The 21,413-nt window shown below is 72.9% G+C and carries 18 protein-coding genes; 6 read left to right on the top strand and 12 right to left on the bottom strand.

Annotated features, from left to right (window positions below):
* The first annotated feature begins 1 nt into the window (after position 1).
* Positions 2–1,282 carry a hypothetical protein gene (locus tag ACO4JP_RS04550; RefSeq protein ID WP_425956199.1) on the top strand — a complete coding sequence of 427 codons (1,281 nt, stop codon included), beginning with the start codon at positions 2–4 and terminating at the stop codon, positions 1,280–1,282.
* On the opposite strand, the gene ACO4JP_RS04545 is transcribed toward ACO4JP_RS04550, so the two are convergent.
* From ACO4JP_RS04545 to ACO4JP_RS04530, 4 genes are read right to left on the bottom strand one after another with little or no spacing between them, the layout of a single operon-like run.
* Positions 1,261–2,283, bottom strand: coding sequence for a glycosyltransferase (locus ACO4JP_RS04545; RefSeq protein ID WP_425956198.1), 1,023 nt, complete (start codon positions 2,281–2,283; stop codon positions 1,261–1,263). The two genes, ACO4JP_RS04550 and ACO4JP_RS04545, sit on opposite strands and share 22 nt — an antisense overlap.
* Positions 2,280–3,632: an O-antigen ligase family protein gene (locus ACO4JP_RS04540; protein WP_425956197.1), complete on the bottom strand. Its 1,353-nt coding sequence runs from the start codon at positions 3,630–3,632 to the stop codon at positions 2,280–2,282. The genes ACO4JP_RS04545 and ACO4JP_RS04540 overlap by 4 nt, the downstream gene beginning before the upstream one ends.
* Positions 3,629–4,342 (bottom strand): hypothetical protein, encoded by a 714-nt coding sequence (locus tag ACO4JP_RS04535; protein WP_425956196.1) that lies wholly within the window; start codon positions 4,340–4,342, stop codon positions 3,629–3,631. Before ACO4JP_RS04535 ends, ACO4JP_RS04540 begins: the two co-directional genes overlap by 4 nt.
* A complete protein-coding gene (locus tag ACO4JP_RS04530) occupies positions 4,339–5,040 on the bottom strand; it encodes a hypothetical protein (protein ID WP_425956195.1) in 702 nt (233 codons plus the stop codon). Before ACO4JP_RS04530 ends, ACO4JP_RS04535 begins: the two co-directional genes overlap by 4 nt.
* A gap of 203 nt (positions 5,041–5,243) precedes the next feature.
* Here ACO4JP_RS04530 and ACO4JP_RS04525 point away from each other — a divergent pair, with 203 nt between their 5' ends.
* Positions 5,244–6,491, top strand: a complete 1,248-nt coding sequence (locus tag ACO4JP_RS04525; protein ID WP_425956194.1) for a glycosyltransferase family 1 protein — start codon at positions 5,244–5,246, stop codon at positions 6,489–6,491.
* Entirely contained in the window at positions 6,488–7,594 is a 1,107-nt protein-coding gene (locus ACO4JP_RS04520; protein WP_425956193.1) for a glycosyltransferase family 2 protein, read from the top strand. Before ACO4JP_RS04525 ends, ACO4JP_RS04520 begins: the two co-directional genes overlap by 4 nt.
* 31 nt (positions 7,595–7,625) lie before the next feature.
* On the opposite strand, the gene ACO4JP_RS04515 is transcribed toward ACO4JP_RS04520, so the two are convergent.
* From ACO4JP_RS04515 to ACO4JP_RS04485, 7 genes are all read right to left on the bottom strand, one after another.
* Positions 7,626–9,071: an oligosaccharide flippase family protein gene (locus ACO4JP_RS04515; RefSeq protein ID WP_425956192.1), complete on the bottom strand. Its 1,446-nt coding sequence runs from the start codon at positions 9,069–9,071 to the stop codon at positions 7,626–7,628.
* Entirely contained in the window at positions 9,068–10,315 is a 1,248-nt protein-coding gene (locus ACO4JP_RS04510) for a glycosyltransferase family 4 protein (RefSeq protein WP_425956191.1), read from the bottom strand. The genes ACO4JP_RS04515 and ACO4JP_RS04510 overlap by 4 nt, the downstream gene beginning before the upstream one ends.
* Positions 10,316–11,458, bottom strand: coding sequence for a DegT/DnrJ/EryC1/StrS family aminotransferase (locus ACO4JP_RS04505; protein WP_425956190.1), 1,143 nt, complete (start codon positions 11,456–11,458; stop codon positions 10,316–10,318).
* Positions 11,416–12,045, bottom strand: coding sequence for an acetyltransferase (locus ACO4JP_RS04500; protein WP_425956189.1), 630 nt, complete (start codon positions 12,043–12,045; stop codon positions 11,416–11,418). The genes ACO4JP_RS04505 and ACO4JP_RS04500 overlap by 43 nt, the downstream gene beginning before the upstream one ends.
* Before the next feature lie 2 nt (positions 12,046–12,047).
* On the bottom strand, positions 12,048–13,208 hold the full coding sequence (locus ACO4JP_RS04495) for a DegT/DnrJ/EryC1/StrS family aminotransferase (protein ID WP_425956188.1): 1,161 nt from the start codon (positions 13,206–13,208) through the stop codon (positions 12,048–12,050).
* Positions 13,205–14,197, bottom strand: a complete 993-nt coding sequence (locus ACO4JP_RS04490) for an NAD-dependent epimerase/dehydratase family protein (RefSeq protein WP_425956187.1) — start codon at positions 14,195–14,197, stop codon at positions 13,205–13,207. The genes ACO4JP_RS04495 and ACO4JP_RS04490 overlap by 4 nt, the downstream gene beginning before the upstream one ends.
* Before the next feature lie 156 nt (positions 14,198–14,353).
* Entirely contained in the window at positions 14,354–15,418 is a 1,065-nt protein-coding gene (locus ACO4JP_RS04485; RefSeq protein ID WP_425956186.1) for a Gfo/Idh/MocA family protein, read from the bottom strand.
* A 225-nt stretch (positions 15,419–15,643) separates the two neighbouring features.
* Here ACO4JP_RS04485 and ACO4JP_RS04480 point away from each other — a divergent pair, with 225 nt between their 5' ends.
* Positions 15,644–16,180 carry a hypothetical protein gene (locus ACO4JP_RS04480; protein WP_425956185.1) on the top strand — a complete coding sequence of 179 codons (537 nt, stop codon included), beginning with the start codon at positions 15,644–15,646 and terminating at the stop codon, positions 16,178–16,180.
* Here the strand turns inward: ACO4JP_RS04480 and ACO4JP_RS04475 are convergent.
* Positions 16,152–19,460: a N,N-dimethylformamidase beta subunit family domain-containing protein gene (locus ACO4JP_RS04475; RefSeq protein WP_425956184.1), complete on the bottom strand. Its 3,309-nt coding sequence runs from the start codon at positions 19,458–19,460 to the stop codon at positions 16,152–16,154. The genes ACO4JP_RS04480 and ACO4JP_RS04475 overlap by 29 nt on opposite strands.
* A gap of 239 nt (positions 19,461–19,699) precedes the next feature.
* Between ACO4JP_RS04475 and ACO4JP_RS04470 the strand changes: the two genes are divergently transcribed.
* The gene (locus ACO4JP_RS04470; protein ID WP_425956183.1) at positions 19,700–20,371 is read left to right on the top strand and encodes a hypothetical protein; all 672 of its coding nucleotides are present in this window, start codon (positions 19,700–19,702) and stop codon (positions 20,369–20,371) included.
* Positions 20,368–21,402 (top strand): TolB family protein, encoded by a 1,035-nt coding sequence (locus ACO4JP_RS04465; protein WP_425956182.1) that lies wholly within the window; start codon positions 20,368–20,370, stop codon positions 21,400–21,402. Before ACO4JP_RS04470 ends, ACO4JP_RS04465 begins: the two co-directional genes overlap by 4 nt.
* Positions 21,403–21,413: the final 11 nt, after the last annotated feature.

Raw genomic sequence — 21,413 nt, 5'->3', positions numbered from 1 at the left:
CATGCGCGTCCGACGCCGCCGCCCAGCACGCGGCCCGCGATGGTTGCTGACCGGCGGCGTCCTGACGGTGGCGGTCATCGCCCTCCTCGGTGCGCCGAATGCGGGCCCAGGGGGCAACGCGGGACCGGAAGCTGCGCGCATCCACGCGGAGCTCGAGCGGTGGTGGGGCGGCCCTGCCTACTACGCGAAGTTCCCCCGCGCGGTGGCGTCCGGCTGGACGCGCCCTGACTTCTTCCCGATCGCCGTCTTCTTCGGCCCGCCGCAGCAGGCGCCCCGCCTCGCAGCGCTCGGGATCAACACCTACATGGGCGCAGAGCACGAACCACCCATCTCCACCATCACGCGAACGGGCATCTCGGTGATCGCGAGCACCGACTGGACACCCGCCGAGGTCGGCGACGACAACCGCGTCGTCGGCTGGCACATCAGTGACGAGTGCGAGATGGGCTCCTATTGGTGCGCGTCCAAGGACGAGCACGTGCGGGTCGAGAAGCAACGCAGCTTCGCCGACCAGGCCCGCGCACTTCACGACGGCCGGTTCCTCCAGGCGAACTTCGGCAGCGGGGTCCTCGGGACGTGGTGGGCGCCCACCACGATGGACGACCATCTCGCTCTCGTCGACGTCTCCAGCGTGGACGAGTACGCCCGCACCAGCCCGGGCGTCCGTGACCTGATCCGCGACTCCCCCGCCTGGCCGCCGGGCGCGGACCCGGCCTCGGCGTCCGCCTACGGGTGGCTCCAGGATCGTATGGAGACGTTCAACACGCCTGCCGCGTCCAAGCCCAACTGGGTGTTCGTCGAGGTGGCTCGCCCCTACCTGACGGACGACGGTGCGCGGACGATCACGGCGGCCGAGATCGGGGGCTCCGTCTGGAGCGCGCTCATCCACGGCGCCGCCGGGATCGCGTACTTCCAGCACAACAACGACCCGAGCTGCGGCAACTACGCCCTCGTCGACTGCGGCGCCACGCGGGCAGACGCGGTCAAGACCATCGACGCCGAGGTCCGTGCGCTGGCGCCCGTGCTGAACTCCCAGCCCTACAGGTGGCAGTTCGGGCCTGGGCTCCAGACGTCGCTGCGGTCGTGGGAAGGGCATGCCTATGTTCTCGCGATGACCAGCGGCGGGACGGGGGAGCGCACGTTCCGGCTGCCGCCCGGGGTCAACGGCGCGGCTGTCGAGGTCGTCGGCGAGCACCGCACGATCCGGGTGTCGCACGGCCGGTTCTCCGACACGTTCGCGACGGCGGACACCCACCACGTCTACCGCGTCGCGCTGGCCTGAGGCTTTCCCTTGCGCTCGGAAGACTCTCGCTCGCGCTCGGCACGATGGTGGGCGGGCCGGTCGGTCGTCATCGGGCGCCCGGGGTCGGGCATCGTGCGGCTGGATGCGTCGCGCTCCCAGTCCCGGTCACCTCGGTGTCTCAGGGCGCGCGCCGACCGCCGCCGCGCTGCCATGGTCAGCACCACGTACCAGGCGGCGTCCACCGCGCTCCGCGGGCCGCGGATGGACGCCACGAGGGTCCGCAGGCGCCGGCCTGCGGCCGACTCGATCCCCAGCTCCACGTACCCCCGACGCTGCCGGGTCAGCACGGCCATCAGCCCCGTGACGTCCGCGGGAGTGCGAACCCGCATCGGGATGGTCGTGACGACGCGCTTCTCGTGGTTCTGGAACTGGCCGTCGAGCCAGGAGTCGTCCGCCGTGACGCGTGGGAACCGAACGAACCGGCCGTGCCCGCGCTCGTTGACGGCGTAGCCGCCCGCGCCCCACAGGCGTACGCCCGGAACCGGGACCCGGCCGCGGGCACGGTAGTAGGCCCGCACCGGCATCGACGCGTGCGCGATGTCATACACATGGACAGGCCTGGCGGCCAGGACGCCGGGATAGGTGAGCACCTCGAAGACTGCGCGCACCGCCTCGGGCGCGAGCTCGATGTCGGCGTCGAGGTAGAGGCGCGGCCAGTGGGTCGCGACGTCGTCGCCGGCGTTGAGCGCCGCCGTCTTGGACGGCTCGTCCAGCTCGACGACGCGCACGAAGTCGAAGGACCGGGCGATGTCGGGAGTCGCATCGGTGGTCCCGTTGCAGACGACGACGACGTCGAACTGGTGCAGCGCCGCCAGCGGCGCGAGCGAGCGCAGGGTGCGCCCGATCACGGCCTGCTCGTTGTGCGCCGGGATGATCACGGCGCCGGTCAGCTCTTCCGGGACCACGGCCACCGGCGCGGCCGGCACCGCCGACCAGTCGATCGCGGAGCCGTCCGAGGGGAGGTGGAGCCGTCCGCTCATCGGGCCAGTCCCTGCCTCTCCGTCCGAGCGATCGCCCGGAGCGCACCGCACATCCCCAGCACCAGGAACAGGCCGCCCGCGGCGATCGGGAAGGCCAGACCGTCGAACCCCAGGAAGCACAGGGCGCCGCCCGCCACCGCCGCCATCAGCGCCTGCCCCCCGGCGACGACGTCGTCGGTGCGCAGGTCGCGACGCGCCGCGTAGGCGCTCCACACGCCGGCGGCGAGCAGGCCGGCGAAGGCCAGGATGCCGAGCACCCCGAGCTCGACAGTCAGGTGCACCCATTCGTTGTCGAAGATCTGGTAGCGGGACAAGAAGGTGCCGAACCCGGTGCCGACCAGCGGGGAGGCGGAGATGAACCCCGGTGCCCTCGCGAGCGCGTTCGTGCGCGACAGCGCGCTCGGGTCCTCCGACGCCCCGGTGAACATCTCGAGCATCGTGCGTGCGAGTCCCGGCACGGCGACGACGACAGCGAGGCCGAGAACTCCCGCGCCGGCGACGGAGTACGCCCGCGTCCTGCGGGGCATCCCCGGCAGCATGGTGACGGCGACGGCGACCCAGGCGAGCAGCGCGGACCGTGAGGCCGAGGCGAACAGCGCCGCCCCGATGACGCCGACGGGGAACCACCGCCCGACGACGGCACGCCCGCTCCCGCGAAGCGGCCGGTGGCTCACCTTCCCGAGCGCGAGCGCGAACGCCATCGTGAGGAACATGGCGTACTCGAGAGGGTGCGTCGCGGTCCCGGCTGCACGGACCAGGGAGCCTCGCGACTGGATGCCGCCTTCCTCGGACGCGGCGAACCCGGGGAGCGGGACGAGGTCGACGAGCTGCATCCGCGTGGCGGTCTGCACCAGTCCGAGGATCGCCAGGGCCACACCGGCCAGGACGATGCGATCACGCAGGACGGACAAGGACCGGCGGGTGCGGATGCCGTCCATCGTCACGAGCAGCACGCCGGCCCACGAGACCATGCGCAACAGCGAGGTGAAGGCCGGGCTGACCTGGTCGGATGGCTGACCGCGCAGGAGCGCGTAGGCGAAGCTCACCAGGACGACCACGCTGAGCACGCCGAACATGAACCGGACGGGCTGCCACACCGGCCAGGGCGGCCCGACGCGATCCTGGACGCGGTGAACCAGCCACCAGAAGGCGAGCAGCAACCCCCAGAGGAACGCGGGCCGCCCGAGCGACGCGAGGGGCGCGAGCACCTGGTTCGACGGCACGGCGCAGAGCAGCACGAGGTACACGGTCAGCATCCCGACCGCGTCGCGCTCCCTGGCCGCAGGCGTCGCCGGCGCGAGCTCCGCAGGAGGCTCGAGCTGCGCTACGCCCGCACGGGCGGAGGTCATCGACCGCCGACCCTCGGGGGGGCGCTCCGGGCATGCGCTGGTGCCGGGATCGAGATCGGGAGCGCCACTGCTTGCCCCGTCTTCGGCCCCTTGGGGCCGCGCGTCCGCGCCGATCGCCGACGACCGGCCAACGCCTCCACGAGAGCGGCGGCCAGGACCGTCGCGCCGACCAGCACGATTCCGACGCCGGCCGTGGTGATCATCCGGGTCTTCTGCGAGGGGGTGCCCTTGGTGTCGACCGCGACGGGACTCGCCGTGATCTGGTAGGGCGTCGCGATGGACTCGTCGTCCTGCAGGCGGGCGAGGATCGCGTGCGAGCGTCCGACCATGTCGGCGAGCACCGTTCCAGCCTCGGCGTCCACGGGCGACTTGACGGAGATGACGAGGATCGGGCCCGGAGTCGCCGGGTCGCGCGCCACGGTCACCTGAGCATCCGGGTGCTGATCCTGGACCTCGTCGGTCACTGCCTGTGCGCCGACGGCGCGGACGAGGACGTCCGCCGTCTGGCCGAGGCCGGAGATGTAGAGGAACGGGTTGTCGTTCTTGGGGATGCTCGTCTTGGCGGGGAGCAGCAGGATGCTCGCGGAGCGCTCGTACTGGACGGTCCCATGGGAGAACACCAGGGCGGACAGCACGCCCGCGACGATCAGGCCCGGGACGACGATGTACCAGCGGTGCACCATGGCCCGCAGCGTGTCGACGACGTTCATCCCACTTCACCTTCCCCGACGACGAGCGGTTTCTGCCGGCGCAGCGGTGGATCGTGCCTCCGGCGAAGGAGCCACCTGTCCAGCGTGAGGGCGCACCACGCGCCCACGAGCGTCCCGGCGCCCATCATGGCCGCGAGTGCGGCCGCCCGCGTCGACTTCAAGCTGGTGATGTGCTCGATCGTCGTCGACGCGGGGAGGATCGCGTACGACACCCGGTCGTTCTCGGGTGCGTTGAGCGCGTCCTGACTTGCGCGCGCGGCCTCGAGGACGCGCGTGATCATGACTCGCTGGGTGTCCTGGACCCACGCCCGGCTGGTGCCGACGACCGAGATCGCGATCTCGGCGCGGGAGTAGCTCGTCCCCCACTGACCCCCGGTGTTGGGCACACCGACCCGGACCTGCTGCCGCAGCCCGGCCCCGTACAGGGGTGCCTCGTCGAGCGCATAGCGTTCGATGGGATGGCCGTTGTTGACCGCCTCTGCGACGATCTGAGCGAAGCCGATGATGTCCTCGTTGTCGAGCCCGTTGTAGATCTCCAGGATGCTCGCGCCAGGCCGCATGAACTGGATGATCGGCTTGCTCGAGTAGAGCCCGCCGTGGGCGTCGAGCATGACGAAGCCCGCGCCTGCCACTGCGAGCGCCAGCGCGAGGACGTACCACCGGCGCCAGATCGCGAGCATGGCGTCGACGAACGTCACCACCACACCTCCGGCCTCCTGGGGGACCCGGTCGCCACCCTCAGCACAGATCAGAGCATCTTGCGGTCCCGGATTGCTACGCTCGGCGGCCCCGGACGGGTGTTTTCGCCCGATCTTCACCCGCCTCCGGGCAGGGCAATTCATCCCCCGGATCACCCCCGCCAGATCGGGACCCGCGCGGGTCCTGGCGGCAGACTGAGCGCGTGCCCACGCTGAACGACATGACGTCCGGAATGCGGCAGCTCGTGTCGACCCTGCGCCGGCACACTGCTCGGGAGGTCGCCCAGCGTGCGGCCCGTCAGCTCGCGAGGAGACTCGACACCGAGGAGCTCGAGTTCCCGCTGCTCCCGCGGGATCTCGCCGACTCCCACGACCTTCCGACGACCGTGCCGTTCGCCCGGCGGGCGGGCTCGCGGCCTCGGGTCGCGTGGCTCGCCTTCCCGCCCGGTGCCGGTTCCGGCGGGCACACGACGCTCTTCCGCGTCATGGAGTCCGCGCGCGCCGCGGGACTCGAGAACACCCTTCTCCTGTACGACAGGTACGGGAGCGACCTTGATCAGCGGGTCCGCACCATCCGGACGGCATGGCCGTGGCTGGATGCCGAGATCGCGCCGCTCGCCGAGCAGATCACCGGGTACGACGCCGTCGTCGCGAGCTCCTGGCCGACCGCCCACGTCGCGGCCCGGCGTACCGTCGAGGGCAAGCGCCTCTACTTCATCCAGGACTTCGAACCGCTCTTCCACCCCCGCGGGGCGACGTACGCGTTCGCCGAGGACACGTACCGCTTCGGGTTTCGCAACATCGCGCTGGGGCGGATGGTGCACGACCTGATCCGCGGCGAGACCGGCGTGCGCAGCGACCTGGTGCCCTTCGGCTGCGACACGGCCACCTACCACGTGGCGTCACCCGCCGGACGCCGGTCCGGCGTCACCTTCTACGCCAAGCGCGGCAACGACCGGCGTGGCTACAGCCTCGCGATCCGAGCGCTCGAGATCTTCCACGCCCGGCATCCCGAAGAGCCGATCCACGTCTACGGCGACCGCGTCGACGACGCCGCATTCCCAGCCGTGAACCACGGGAACCTCGCGCCTGCGCGGCTGAACGAGCTCTACGGCTCGGTGGTCGCCGGCCTCGCCCTGTCGTTCACGAACATCTCTCTCGTCGCCGAGGAGCTGCTCGCCGCGGGCGTGACCGCCGTCGTCAACGACAGCCCGCTCGCGCGGGCCGACCTGCCTAACCCGTACGCCGCCTGGGCCGACGCGACCCCGGCGGCGCTCGCCGACGCCCTGAGCGCCGCCGTCGAGCGCCCGGACCGCGACGAGCACGCCGGCAAGGTGGCGGCGAGCGTCGTGGGGCGGTCCTGGGAGCCCACGGGGGCCGCGGTGGCGGCGATCATCGCGGACGAGCTCGGCCTGAGCCTCCCGCTCGACCGAGCAGGAGCGCCGGAGTGACGACGCAGCTGCCCGACCGCATCGCCGGAGGGCTGACCACGAGGGCGGCGGTGCCGCCCCGCAACCGGAACCCGGAGATTCAGGACAGGGCGCCCAGCGTCAGCGTGGTGATTCCCTGCTACAACTACGCGCGATTCGTCGACGCGGCGATCCGCAGCGCGCTGTCGCAGCAGGGCGTCAGCGTCGACGTCGTCGTCGTCGACGACGCGTCGACCGACGCCAGCGCCGACGTCGCCGAGGCGGTCGCGTCGACCGACGACCGGGTCCGCGTCGTCCGGCGCGCCCGGAACGGCGGCCCCGTCGCGACGTTCAACGAGGGGATGGAGCACGCGACGGGCGACTACCTCGTGCGCCTCGACGCCGATGACCTGCTCACGCCGGGCTCGCTCGCGCGCTCGACGGCCGTCGCCGAGGCGTACCCGACCGTCGGCCTGGTGTACGGGCGACCCCTGCACTTCTCCAGCACGCAACCGCCGCCCGCCCGTGCTGCCGTGGACCGATGGCTCCTGTGGCCCGGCCACGACTGGTTGGCGGACCGGGTGCGCACGGGCGTCAACGTCATCACGTCGCCCGAGGTGCTCATGCGACGCAGCATCGTCGACCTCGTCGGGGGGCAGCGCGACCTCGCTCACTCGCACGACTTCGAGATGTGGCTCCGCCTCGCGACCGTCAGCGACGTCGCGTACGTCCAAGGTCCGGACCAGGCCTGGCACCGTGAGCACCCCACGAGCCTCTCGACCACGCTCGCGCCCCTGACCGGTGACCTGGAGGAACGGCGCCTCGCATTCACCGTGCTGTTCGACTGGTCCGAGGACTTCCTCCCTCAGACCGCCGAGCTCCGGAGCGTCGCGGGGCGGAGGCTCGCGGCCGAGGCGGCCCACGTGCTGGTCCACCTCGACGACGTGGGCCAGTGCACGCCCGACGCCGCGGCCGCGCTCCGGGCGTTCGCAGAGGCCGCCGACCCTTCAGGGGCGGGCGCGCTCTGGGCGCGCGCCGAGGCCCGGATGTCGCCCCTGCGGACGGTGCGCCTGGGCAGGAGGGCCCTCGGGAGGGTCAGGAACGAGGTGTCGGCGCGCCGCTGGCACCGGCGCGGCGAGTGGTGACCGCTGCGCTCCTCCGGCCGGGTCGGCGAAGCTAGAGCGCGGCGGCAGGCTCCGCCGCAACGGCGGGCGCGGCGCGCAGCGTCCGCCACCCGCGCAGGAGCCAGGGCCCGGCCAGCACCAGGTAGGTCAGGAGGGCGCCGGCCCCCCCGAGGAGCGTCGCGGCCACGGGGGACTCCAGCCGCGTCGCCAGCATGGCCACCGCCGCCGCCGGCACCGCCGCGGCGCACGGCACCCAGCACGCCGCCGCGAGTGCGCGCAGCGACACCCCGCTGGAGCGCAGGGCGATCGCGAACGCCGGGAGGATGACCGCTACGGCGACCACGACGTGCACCCAGCCGGCACCGACGATCCCCCAGGCACGCGTCGCGACGATCATCCCCGCCGTCAGGACGACGAACCAGACGACCTGGACCCAGAGGACGGGCCGGGACCGCCCGATGGCGTATAGGTAGGAGGCGAAGACGTCGAAGGGCACCCGCAGGCAGCCGAAGAAGCCGAGTGCGGCGAGCGCTGGGACGGCGGCGAGCCAGGCTTCGCCGTACACCATCTCGACGATGGGCCGCGCCAGAACCGCGATCGTGATGCCCGCGGGCAAGGAGAACGCCCACGCGACCCCCACCAGGCGGTTCAGTGCGCCCCGCGCGTCGCCGGCCTGCGAGAAGTACGGCAGTGCGACCGAACGCAGCATCTGGGACAGCACGCTCATCGGCCAGTTCGAGATGTTGAAGGCGAGCACGTAGAAGCCGAGCGTCGTCGCCCCCGCGACGCGGGCGAGCACCACGTTGTCGATGTTGAGCAGCGCCCAGGACAGCACGTTCGCACCCGCGACGGGGAGGCCGAACGCGAGGATCGGCCGCAGCAGCGAGCGGTCCACGCGGAACACGGGCCGGACCCGGGCAAGCACGAACTGGAGCACGGTCGCGACCACCTGCGCCGCGAGCCGCCCGACGGCGATCGCCAGCGCACCCCAGCCGAGCGTGACCAGTCCCAGCGTGACGGACGTCGAGACGACGAAGTCGGCGATCGCGACGATGAACAGCGCACGCTGGTTGAACGAGCGCTGGAGCTCGGCGAGCGGGACGACGCCGGCGCCGCCCAGGGCGAGCGTGACGCCGAGAACGGCGACCGCCGGCGCGGCGTCCGGAGCCCCGAGCGCCTCGGCGAGCGGGCGGGACGCGAGCACGGTCGCCGCCGCGAGGATCGTGCCGGTCACGAGGCCGAGCGTCGCGACCGTCGGGGCGCGACGCTCGTGGTCGGCGGAACGGATCAGCTCCGCGGACAGCCCGAGGTCCGCGACTGCCATCAGCACGGCCTGGACGGTCAGCGCCACGGCGTACACGCCGAACTGCTCCGGGCCGAGGACCCGCGCCAGGACGATCCCGACGGCGAAGCCGCCGGCGCGTAGCACGATCGTGCTCACGCCGCTCCAGGCCGCAGCGCGGGTGGCCTTCGTCCCGAGCGTGGCCTCGCCGCTCATCGGCGGCCTACCAGCCGCGCGACCCCGGGACGCCGGCCCAGGGTCATCCAGAACCAGAACTTGGCGAAGCGGTACCCCGTCTGCACCCGCTCGGCAGCCCCGCGGCGAGGGTCGTCGTGGCGAGAACGCGCGTCCAGGTGCGCCTGCTCGACGACGTCCGCGACGTGCGTGAGCGAGTACCGCTCCACGGCGAGCTCGCGACCGAACCGCCCCAGCTCCGCCCGCAACGCGGGATCGTCGGCCAGGAGCCGGATCGACTCGGTCAGCCCCGGCCCGCCGGACGGGCCCTCGCCGAAGAACCCGGTCTCGAAGAACCGGGACGCGTTTCCGGGCTCGAGGGTGAGCCAGAAGCCGTCGCGCCCCTGCACGACGATGGGCTTGCCGTGCGCCAGCGCACGCAGCGCGGAGCTGCCCATCCCGAACGTGATGTCGGCGGCGTCGTACACCGGCCGCGGGTCGGCGACGTCACCGAGGATGCGCACGACCGTCCGTCCGAGCCGGCGGTTGGCCGCGGCCGCGGCCGCGCGGACCGTGTCGCCCCGATCGCCGTCGCCGGCGACGAGCAGGGTGACCGGCCGCAGGTCGGCGATCGCCTCGACGACGCGGATGGCCTCGAGGACTCCCTCAGCCTTGCTGTGCTCGGCGGAGAGGCGCCCGACCACGGCGACGAGCAGGTGGTCCGGGGCGACCCCGAGCGACGCCCGGGACGCCGCGGGGTCGCGGGGCTGGTCGTGGTCCGTGTCGACCGGGGGCTCGGCGAGCCGGACGTCCCGGTGGGTCTGCGCGGCGCCCCGGCGCAGCTCCTCGGTCCCGACGAGCAAGATCGGCGTGCGGGGCAGGAACGGTGGCACGTCCATCGAGAGCACGGTCAGGACGCGGGCGGCGCCGCCCAGGCGGGCGAACGCCGCCTGCATGATGGGCGGCCACTCGTAGGCGTGCACGACGTCGGCACCGAACTCCCTGGCGGCCCGTCCCAGCGACCGGGTGCCGCGGACGTCGACGATGCCGCGGCGTCCGGGCGCCTCCTGGTAGTCGAGCCCGAGCAGCCGCACGCGTGCGACGACGGGTCCCGCGGGCGCGTATACCCGCACCCGGTGCCCCCGGTCGCGCAGCTGCGCGGCAAGGTCGACCGCGTTCAGCTGGCTGCCCCCGCGCACCATCTCGTGCGGGCACACGAGGATCGACATCCGCGCGATGCCCGGGGTGGCGGTCGCCGCGTGTCTCGCGGCGTCGAGAGCGGTCATTCACCGCACCGCACGTGCGAGCGCCTCGACCACGAGGTCCTGCTGCGCCGCCGTCAGGTGCGGGAACATCGGCAGCGACAGGATCCGGGCGGCGGCAGCCTCGGCCACGGGGAACTGCCCCGTGCCGTACCCCAGGTGGGTGTAGGCCTCCGTGAGGTGCAGCGGCGTCGGGTAGTGCAGCGCCGCGCCGATCCCGGCCTCGAGCAGCTCGCTCAGCACGCGGTCGCGCTCCTCGACCTGCACGACGTACAGGTGCCACACGTCCTCGTTGCCCGGCCGGACTGCGGGGGCGCGCACGCCCGGCACGTCGGCGAGCTGCGCGGCGTACCGGTCGGCGGCCGCACGGCGGGCCTTGTTCCACTCGTCGAGCCGCCGCAGCTTGGCACGCAGCACGGGCGCCTGGACGGCGTCGAGCCGGGAGTTGAAGCCCACGCGGTCGTGCACGTACTTCACCGTGCTGCCGTGCGCGGCGACGTTGCGCACGAACGCCGCGATCTCCGGGTCGTTCGTGAGCACCGCGCCGGCGTCGCCGGCCGCGCCCAGGTTCTTGCCCGGGTAGAAGCTCGTCGCCGCGACCAGGCCGAGCGCGCCCGCGCGCCCGGCGAGCGACGACGCACCCTGCGACTGCGCGGCGTCCTCGACGATCGCCAGGCCGTGCCGCTCCGCGATCGGCCGCAGCTCCTCGACGGGCGCCGTCTGGCCGTACAGGTGCACGGGCGCGATCGCGCGGGTCCGCGCGGTGACGGCCGCCTCGACGAGCGCCGGGTCGATGAGCAGGTGCTCGGGGTCGACGTCCACAAACACGGGCACGGCGCCGATGCGCGAGGCGGCCTCGGCCGTCGCGATGAACGTGTTGACGGGAACGACCACCTCGTCGCCCGGCCCGACGCCGGCCGCGCGCAGTGCGAGCTCGACGGCGTCGGTCCCGTTGCCGACGCCGATCACGTGCTCGACGCCGACGTATGCGGCGTACTCCTGCTCGAAGGCGGCAACCTCAGGCCCGCCGACGAACCCGGCGCCTAGGAGCTGCGCCTGCCAGACGGGCAGCACCTCGTCGGCGATCTCGGCCGACTGCGCGGCCAGGTCGAGGAACGGAACCTTCACGTGTGAGCTCCTAGCTGTCGTGCGGGCACGCCCGCCCATGTCTCGTCGTCGGGCACGTCGCCGAGCACGACGGACCCCATCCCCACGGTCGCGCCCGCGCCGATCACGACGCCGGGCCGCACGCAGGCGTTCATCCCGAGGTACGCCGCGCGGCCGACGCGCACGCCGCCGCCCAGCGTCACGCCAGCGGCGAGCGTCGCGGCGTCCGCAACCAGGCAGTCGTGCGTGACGCTGACCCTCGGCATCGCCACCACGTGGTCGCCGAGCACGGCGTCGGCCGTGATGGTCACGCCGGCCAGCAAGATCGACCCCTGCCCCACCGGAGAGGCTCCGGGGTTCCGCACGGACGGGTCGACGACGGTCGCCCAGGTCGTGACCCCGGCCCGCTCGGCCCGCGCCACGACTGACTCGCGACCCTTGCTCGGCCCGACGCAGGCCAGCACCTCGGCGTCGGGGTACATCCCGGCGTCGTCGATGCCGCCCAGCACGGGGGCGCCGCCCACGGTGCGGGGCAGCGTGGCGTAACGGTCGTCCAGGATCCCCAGCACGTCACGCCCCAGCTCGCGCAGCACGGGCAGGACCTCGCGGGCCAGCCCGCTCGCCCCGAGGATGAGCACCGCGGCCATGTTCAGGCCTCGCCGACGCCGCGGACCGCGGCGACGACGCGCTCGAGCTCGTCGTCCGTCATCTGGTGGAACAGCGGCAGGATCAGCGTGCTGTCGGTCAGGCGCTCGGTCACCGGCAGCGGGAGGTCGCCCGTGTCCCGGTCGGCGTAGGCCGGCTGGCGGTGCGCGGACATGATGCCGCGGCGTGCCGAGACGCCCGCCTCGGCGAGCGCGAGCAGCAGGCCCTCGCGGTCCTGCGCGAACGCCGGGAGCACCTCGAGCCACAGCGACTGGAAGTTGCTGGTGCCCCAGGCCGGGTCGTCGACCAGGCGCACGCCCCGCACGTCGGCCAGCGCGTCGCGATACTGCGCTGCGAGCACACGCCGGCGCTCGACGACCTCGCGCAGCTTGCCCAGCTGCACCAGCCCGACGGCCGCCTGCAGGTCGGTCATGCGGAAGTTGAACCCGACCTCGTCGTACTCCTCGGGCGGCGAGACGAGGCTCGCGTGCCGGTCGGCGGCCGAGATGCTCATCGAGTGCTCGCGCAGCCGGCGGGCGCGCGCAGCCCAGGCAGGGTCGCTCGTCGTGAGCATGCCGCCCTCGCCGGTGGTGAGGATCTTGCGCGGGTGGAACGACCAGGCGGCGACCTGCGCGCCGGCGCCCACGGGACGGCCCTTGTAGGTCGAGCCGGCCGCGCACGCGGCGTCCTCGACGACGACGATCCCGCGCGGGTCGCACAGCGCCCGGATCGGGTCGAGGTCCACCGGCATCCCGCCCTGGTCGACGACGATCACGGCCCGCGTCGCGGGCGTGAGCGCGGCCGCCACGGTCTCGGCGGTGACGTTGCCCGTCAGCGGGTCGACGTCGGCGAACACCGGCCGCGCCCCGACGTACGTGGGGGCGTTCGACGTCGCGATGAACGAGAACGACGGCACGACGACGTCGTCGCCCGCCTCGACGCCTGCGACGACGAGCGCGAGGTGCAGCGCCGTCGTGCAGTTGGAGACCGCGACCGCCTCGTGGGCCTGCATCGCCTCGGCGAACGCCCTCTCGAACGCGGCGACACGCGGGCCCTGGGCCACCCAGCCGGACTCGATGACCGCGGTGACCGCGGCGACCTCTTCGGGACCGAGCCACGGCTTCATCACGTTGATGCGGGCCGGCGCCTGCGTCGGGGCGGTCATGCCGCAACGCTCCGCCCGGCGGCGATCTCCTCGCGCAGCGGCCGCCACCAGTCCACGAGCAGCCGCAGGCCGGCCTCGAGACCGATCGTGGCCTCGAACCCGAGGTCCTCGCGCGCGGCCGTGGTGTCGGCCAGGCGGCGCACGACGCCGTTGACGGCCCGATCGGGGCCGTGCTCGACACCGAGGTCGGATCCCATGACGCGCAGCAGCGCCTCGGCGAGCTCGAGCAGGCTCGTCTCCGTGCCGGAGGCGATGTTGTAGTGCCCGTCGACCACGTCGCTCGCGGCGGCCAGGACGTTGGCCCGCGCGATGTCGGGCACGCAGACGAAGTCCATCGTCTGCTTGCCGTCACCGAAGATCAGCGGCGGCTTCCCGTCGGCGATGCGCTCCATCCAGCGCACCAGCACCTCGGTGTACAGGCCGTGCACGTCCATGCGGGGCCCGTACACGTTGAAGTACCGCAGGGCCACGTAGTCCAGCCCGGTCATCGCCCGGAACGAGCGGATCATGCCCTCGTTGAACGACTTGGCCGCGCCGTAGAACGTGTCGTTGTTGTGGTGGTGGTGGCGCTCCGTCGTCGGGAAGTCCTCCGCCATGCCGTACACCGACGCGCTCGACGCCGTGACCAGCTTGTCGACCTTGTGCTCTGCCGCGGCCTCGAACACGTTGAACGTGGCGTCGACGAGCACCTCGAGCGCGAGCCGCGGCTCCTCCGCGCACTGGGTGATCCGGATGGCGGCCTGGTGGAACACCAGGTCCTTGCCCTTCGTCAGGTCGTGCACCAGGTCGCGGTCGCGGATGTCGCCCTCGATCAGGTGCGCGCGACCCGTGGCCAGGGCGTCGTCGAGGTTCGCCCTACGCCCCCGCACCAGGTTGTCGACGACCTCGACCCGGGCCGCGCCCGCGTCGAGCAGCTGGTCCACCAGCGTCGACCCGATCGTCCCTGCCCCGCCCGTGACCAGGACGTCCGCTCCCTGCACTGTGCTCATGCGCGTACTCGCTTCGCTCCGTGCGCGCATGAGGCACCATCCGCCCTGTGCTCTTTGATTCGCTCGCTGCGCTCGCTCATGCGCGTACTCGCTTCGCTCCGTGCGCGCATGAGGCACCATCCGCCCTGTGCTCTTTGATTCGCTCGCTGCGCTCGCTCATGCCACTCCTCCGACCAGCTCCGGCTCGTGCTCGACGACGCAAGCGTCGCCTCCGACCTCGAGGCTGCGGGAGGCCGCCTCCAGGATGCTCAGGACCCGCAGGCCGGCGGCGCCGTCGGTGACCGGGGCGCGGTCCTCATGGATCGCCGTGGCGAGCTCGCCGACCATCGCGCCCAGCGCCTCCTGCTCCTTGAGGGCCGGCGACCAGGTGTCGCCGAGCCGGTAGGAGACGGTCGCCTGCTTGCGCTCGAGGCTGTCCGCGGCCTGCGTCCTGAGGTCGACCCCGCGGTCGTAGACGCTGAGGCGCTGCTGCGGGTTCAGGTCGTCCCAGACCAGGGTCTTCTTCGACCCACCCACGGTGAAGCTGCGGATCTTCGTGGGGCTCAGCCAGTTGACGTTCACGTGCGCGACGGCGCCGCCCGGCAGCGGCAGATAGAGGTGCCCGACGCACGCCTTCCCCGCGCCGAGCGGGTCCGCGCCGTGCGCGGCCACCGAGGCCGGGCGCAGACCACCCGGGAGGATGAAGTCCAGGATCGACAGGTCGTGCGGCGCGAGGTCCCAGAACACGTCGACGTCCGGCTGCACGAGCCCGAGGTTGATGCGCACCGAGTCGACGTAGAGGATCTCTCCGAGCTCCCCCGACTCGACCAGCTCGCGGATCTTCAGGACCGCGGGCGTGTAGCAGAACGTGTGGTCGGTCATGAGCACCAGACCCCCCGCCGCCGCCTCGGCGACCATCTCGCGGGCCGCCTCGGCGCTGTCGGCGATGGGCTTCTCGACGACGACGTGCTTGCCGGCGCGCAGCGCCGCCATGACGAGCGGGTGGTGGGTGCGGGCCGGGGTGGCGATCGCGACGGCGTCGACGTCGTCGCGGGCGAGCAGCGTGTCGACGGACGTCTCGACGTCGGCACCGCCGGCGGCCCGTGCCACCTTGGCGGCGCGCGCCTCGTCGAGGTCGCACACCGCCGCGAGCTCCCACTGCTCGGACGCCGCGAAGTTGCGGGCCAGGTTGGGGCCCCAGTACCCGGCGCCGATCACGGCGGCGCGCAGCCGGTTGGTCATGGGGGTGGTCCTCGATTCTGCGTGGACGCGAGGCCGGGTAATCACGTCCTCGCTGGGAACCTAACCGCGCCACCGCTCGGGGCTCAGGGATTCGGGCCGCTTTCACCCGGGTGGAGCCGGGGTGAAGTGCCGCGAGCAACTCTTCTTGGCACGGGTGCCAGTCCTAGCCTGTATTGAGGGGGCGGCAATCTCCCCGACCGACAACTTGTCGAACCAGGGGTTCCCGTGCGCACCAGAGCCGCGGCAACCGGCGTGGCTGTGCTTCTGACAGTCGCCGCCTGCAGCACCGACGGCCAGGGATCGGCCGGCCCACGCCCTGAGCCGACTGCGAGCCTCGCCGAGCTGCTGCCGTCCACCCCGCCAGGCGCCCACCGGCTCGCAGCACCGTCCGGCGCGGACCGAAGCCCGACGAGCGTCCTCGGCCTGGGTTTCCGGGCCGATGCCCAGTTCTTCCTCGACGTCCTGTTCGTGCCCGTCGGCGCGACCCTCCGCGCGAGCTCGGCGACAACCGCCGGTGGGCGTACGCAGCTCGCGATCGAAGCAACGATCCGGGGAGCGTGCAGCACCGTCCTCGTCGGGGTGCGCCGCTGGTTCACCAGGGGCGGGTTCACCGAGGCGGTCACCCGGGAGACGTCGGGCGGGGCCGAGCTCACCTTCAGCCGCGACGACGGCAACGTGACGGTCGCGACGGCCGTCGACGGCAGGACGTGCATGCTCGCCGAGCTCGGGGTGCTCACCGCTGGCAGAGCCAGCCGGCAGTGACCTTGGTCGAGGCGCTCGCCTGACGCCCGAACAGGCGATCTCTCGCAGGTGCGCAGAAGCGAAGGGCGCCCACCACGAACCAGCCCTGGCTTGCGGCGAACGCCGTGCCCGGTCGCCCGGCGCCGCCGTCGGTCAACGACGCCACGGAGGCGTCAGGGACGTACTCGACGTCGACGAGGTAGTTCGTCGAGACCACCGTCTCGGGAGCACCGCCGCCGTAGGCGTAGGTGCCCGCGGACTCGGGCGTGGACAGCTCCCCGCGGGTCATCGGGTCGGCGAGCCCGCCCGGCGTTGCGGCGTAGTGGCCCGACTCCGTCCGGTAGCTCGCCGTGTACGTCGTGCCTGCTGTGACCTGCACCGGTGCCTCGAACGGTGTCTCCTGCCAGCCGGACGACACGGCGTTCGTCACCGTTGCCTGCGCGAGCTGCTCGGCGCCCGGTCCCCAGAGCTGCACGGTGAACGGCCCGGTGCTGGCACTCGTCTTGTAGAAGCGGACCCCCACGACCTGACCGGCCGATGACGCTCGGAAGCGCATCCCGAGCGTCACCGGGAGCGGGTCCGCGGCACTCGGGATCATCGGCAGCACGGCGTCGTCGAAGATCCCGCAGGGGCACGCCGAGGACGTCGGGCGGGCCGACCGGAAGGTCCAGGTGCTGCCGTCGCCCAGCGCATGGCCGTCGGCCGTCGTGGCCGTGACCTTCACGGTGTACTCGACGAACCCGGCCAGCGGCGCCGACGGCGTGAAGGTCACGCTGCCCGAGGCGGCGTCGTAGCGCGTCGTGCCGGCCACCGTGCCACCTGCGGCGTCGACGAGCGTGACAGCGACCGACTGCGGGTCGACGTTCGTCGAGAGGGTCGCCGACACGACGGAGTCCGGCGGCACGCTCGCGGCACCGGGCTCGGGCGCCTGGCCGGACGCGGTGAGCGGCGCGCCCCCGGGCAGGTCGAACAGGACGTCGACGAAGTAGGCGGCGTTGCTGAAGCTCTGCTGGGGGAACGTGCCGGGCGACCCGAACACGCCGCTCGGCTTCGCGCCGAACCCGCCCTCGACGGTGAGCGGGGCGGCATCGAGGCTTCCAGAGGCGAACGCGGCCGCCTCGTTCGCGTACCCGCCGCGAGGTGCCGTGTAGGACACGGTGTACGACTGCCCTGCTTCGACCGGGACCGGCCGCTGGAACCGTGCGTCCTGCCAGCCGGTCGACGTCTCGTCGGTGAGCTCGACCCGGGCCAGGAGCTGACCGGTGTCGCTCCACAGGGACCCGGTGTGGGTGCCGGCGTTGGCGGCGCCCTTGTAGAAGCGAACACCCTCCACGACGCCGTCGACCTGGGGTTCGAAGCGCAGCCCGAGCTCGACGGCCGAGGTGTCGTCCACGGATGCGAGCGCCGGCACAGCGCTGCCGAAGACGGAGCACGGGCAGGAGACATCCACGCCGACGGTAGCCACGGGGCCGATGTTGGCGCTGTCGTCGGTCGCGCGGACCTGGACCTCGGTCGTCCCGACGCCGTGCTGGAGTCCGGTGAACGACCAGCTCGCCCGTCCGTCGGCCGGGTGCCACGAGGCCCCGCCGTCGAGCGACACCTCGACGCCCGCGACCGCACCACCGGAGTCGGTGGCGGTTCCGGAGACGGTCAGCAGGCTGCCGTTCGCGACCTCGGCGCCGGGCTTCGGAGACGTCACCGTGACGGCCGGCCCGGTGTGGTCGGTCGACGCCGTCGTGACGACGAGCCCGGAGGCGGGCGTCACCGGCTGGGCGCCCATGTCGGCCAGCAGGTTCATCGTCGCCTGCCGCATGCGGGGGTCGGCCGGCGCGCCGGCGCCGTCGTGCGTCTGGTCCAGGCCCCACGCCCACTGGACCGAGCCGGCGGAGAAGACGAGCGCGCCCGAGTCGGCGCGGTACAGCGTGACATGGTGCGTCGTCCGGCCGGGCGGGTCGGTGTTGCCGAAGTCCCTCAGGTAGTGGGGCACGTCGCCCGACGTCGTCGAGAGCCGGACGAGCCCGGCGGGACGAGCGCCGTTGTCCAGGTCCTCGTCGCTCTCGTACCCCACCGTGTGCGCCGCCAGCGCCTGGGAGGCGCCTGCGGGCATGGACGCCAGGTCGGTCTCCCGCCACAGGCGCAGCCTGCCCTCCTCCAACGTCACCGTGACCGGAAGGTCGGAGTCGTTGGCCATGTAGATGGTGCCGGTCACGGCGTTCTCCGGGAGCCCGCCACCATCCTTCGCTCCGGCGAGGCGCGGGTCGCGCCACGTGCCGGTCCACTCCGCGGAGGGGTCGACCTTGGCGTTCGACCAGGTCTCCTTGTAGCAGACCAGCGTGCGGTAGCCCGCCGGGTCGCCCGCGACCGAGTCCTCCCACCGTGTGCGCCAGTACATCTCGTTGCCGCTGAAGAAGGCCAGGTTCACCCCGGCGTCGCGAGCGGCCTCGACGTTCGCGCGCTGCTGGCCCGACCAGTACTCGTCGTGCCCGACGGACAGGAACGTGCGGTGGTTGAGCAGCAGCGACCCGCTGCGCGCGGTGTCGACGCCGGAGATGTACGAGACGTCGTACCCGTTCTGCTCGAGGAACCGCACCATCGCGTACTCCGAGCTGAAGTAGAAGCTCCTGCCGTTGTCGCTGCCGCGGGTCGCGAACGGACGGTTGTAGCTGATCTTGAACGCCCGGCCGTTGCTCGTGCCCTGGTAGAAGTCCGCACCGCCGTAGGTGTTGTACGCCTGCCACGTGGTGTCGGAGGTCTGGAAGACGAGGTCGGAATGGCTGGTGTCGTTGCGCACGACGAACGTGATGTGGCTCGCGCCGCCGTCCGGACCCTCGTCGGTGCGCGTGAGCCTGGCGACGTACACGCCCGACACCGCGTCGGCCGGCACGTCCCAGTGCGCGGTCACCGCCCAGCTGCCGCAGTCGTACAATCCCGTCTCCAGGTCGACGGCGCACTCCGGCTGCGGGAGCGGCGCGTCGTGGGTGACCGAGGCCCACTTGCGGGCTCCCTTGCCGCCGTACCAGCCCGTCCGGTAGATGTCGATCGTGTAGGACGTCGCCGAAGTGTCGATCTTGAAGTTGATCCGCTGCCCGGCGTCCACGCTGATGTCGGTGGCGAAGCCCTGGATGCTCGGGTCGCCCGCCCCGCCCGACAGGTCCCACTCGGCCGGATCCGCCCCCGGCTTCGAGTTCTCGCACACGATCGGGTTGCTGCCCGCCGCGCACGGGTCCACCGCTGCCGACGCCGCGGACGCGGCCGTCGCCGGGACCAGCGCCGCGACCAGTGCGACGACGACTTCCGGCACGACCGCCCGCCAGCGCCTCCGGGCGAAGTGCCCAGGAGGCGGGGCGAGGCTGGTCCTGCGCCCGGCGCGCATATTTCGAATCTACGGGCCACCACCCCACACGCCCGCGGGCTGGGCGAGTTCACCCGGGTGGAGCGGGGTGAACTGTCCCCTGCGGCCGAGGCCCCCGCAGGGCAGCGGCCTAGCCTGACCGAGGGCCCGTTCCCGGACCCGCTCCCGTCGATCTAGAGGTCCTTCCCGTGCGCACCAGAGCCGTCACCATCGCCCTGGTCCTGCTCCTGGTCGTCGCCGGCTGCACCGCCGGAGCCCGTAGCTCGGGTGACCAGGGGCAGGGCACCGACACGTCGGTCGGCGCCGCCCCACGACCGGGGCCCACGGGATCGGACACCCCCACACCCGGCGAGTCCGCCCCGTCGCCGGTCCCCACCGTGACGGGCCGCAGCGGCGGTCAGTCCCGAGGCGACGGCAGCGAGCTCGTCCCCGAGGCCACGCCGAGCCCGTCGAGTCTCGCCGACCTGCTGCCGTCCGACCCGCCCGCCGCCGGACGGCTCCCGACGCCGCCGGCGGACGCGAGCGCCGCGAGCGGCCTCGCCGCAGGCTTCCCGACCGGCGTCCTCTACGTGCCCGAGGGAGCGAGCGTCCTCTCCAGCGCGGTGACGACCAACAGCGGCCGCTCGCAGCTCGCGCTCGATGCGACCGTCCCCGGCCCGTGCAGCGGCCTCCTGGCCGACCTGCGCGCGTGGTTTACCGCGGGCAACTTCACCGAGGGTGCCGACACCCGGGAGACCCCTGCCCGGGCCGATCTCACGTTCACCCGCGACGACGGCCACGTGACCGTCGCGGCGGTGACCGCGGACGACGCGTGCCGGCTCACGCAGTCCGGGGTGCTTGCCGCCGGGGCTGGTTCGTGACCCCACGCCGCCGCGCGCGCGTGGTGGCGGGCGCCTGCGTCGTGGCGCTGGGCGCGGCCGTTTCCGCCGGCGCCCTGCTCCGCTCCCGTGAGGCCGACCCCGCCACCGACACGGCCGGCGTCGCGACAGCCCCTCGTGGTGGGTTCGACGGTGCGGCCCGCATCGTGTTCCAAAGCACCGCACCCGGCGACCTCTACGGCCGTGTCGCCGTCGTCGCCCTCGACGACCCGGCGGGGCCGCGCGACGTCACGCCCGTCGCGTGCGACCGGGTGGACGCCGTGCCGGGGCGTGCCTCCTGCCTGCGCACCGTCCGCGCGACGACGACGTTCACCGCCGAGATCCTCGACGACCACTGGCGGACGATCGCGAGCTGGCCGCTCGCGGGCATCCCGAGCCGCACCCGCCTGTCCGACGACGGCACGCGCGTCGGGGTCACGGCGTTCGTGACCGGTCATGCCTACGGCACCCACGACGTGTCGACCGAGACGACGATCCACTCGCTGGACGCGCTCCCCTCCGGCGAGCCGACCGACCTCGGCAACCTCGAGGACTGGTTGCTCCTGGTGGACGGCACTCCGCGAAAGCCTGCGGACCGCAACCTCTGGGGCGTCACGTTCGTCGACGACACCCACTTCTACGCCACGGCCCAGTCGCGGGAGCTCGGCCACACCTGGCTGGTCGCGGGCAACGTCACCGCCCGCACGCTCACCACCGTCGCCGACCAGGTCGAGTGCCCCTCGGTCTCGCCCGACGGCACGCGCATCGCGTTCAAGCGCGACACGGTCGACGGCCCGGGCATCCACTGGTCCCCTGCGGTCTACGACATCGCGAGCGGGCGGGTGACCGTGCTCGACGCCGAGACGCGCGGGATCGACGACCAGATCGAGTGGCTCGACGACGGGACGATCCTCTATGGCATGCCGCGCGCGGACGAGCCAGGCGTCAGCGACGTCTGGGAGCTGCCCGCTGACGGTTCGGGGGCACCCTCGGTGCTTATCCCCGACGCGTGGTCGCCGGCAGTCCTGCACTGACGCCCGGCGGC

Source organism: Xylanimonas sp. McL0601 (assembly GCF_049852175.1).
GTDB lineage: Bacteria > Actinomycetota > Actinomycetes > Actinomycetales > Cellulomonadaceae > Xylanimonas.
The sequence above is the reverse complement of the archived record's forward strand: the minus strand, read 5'-3'. Positions and strand labels throughout refer to the sequence as shown.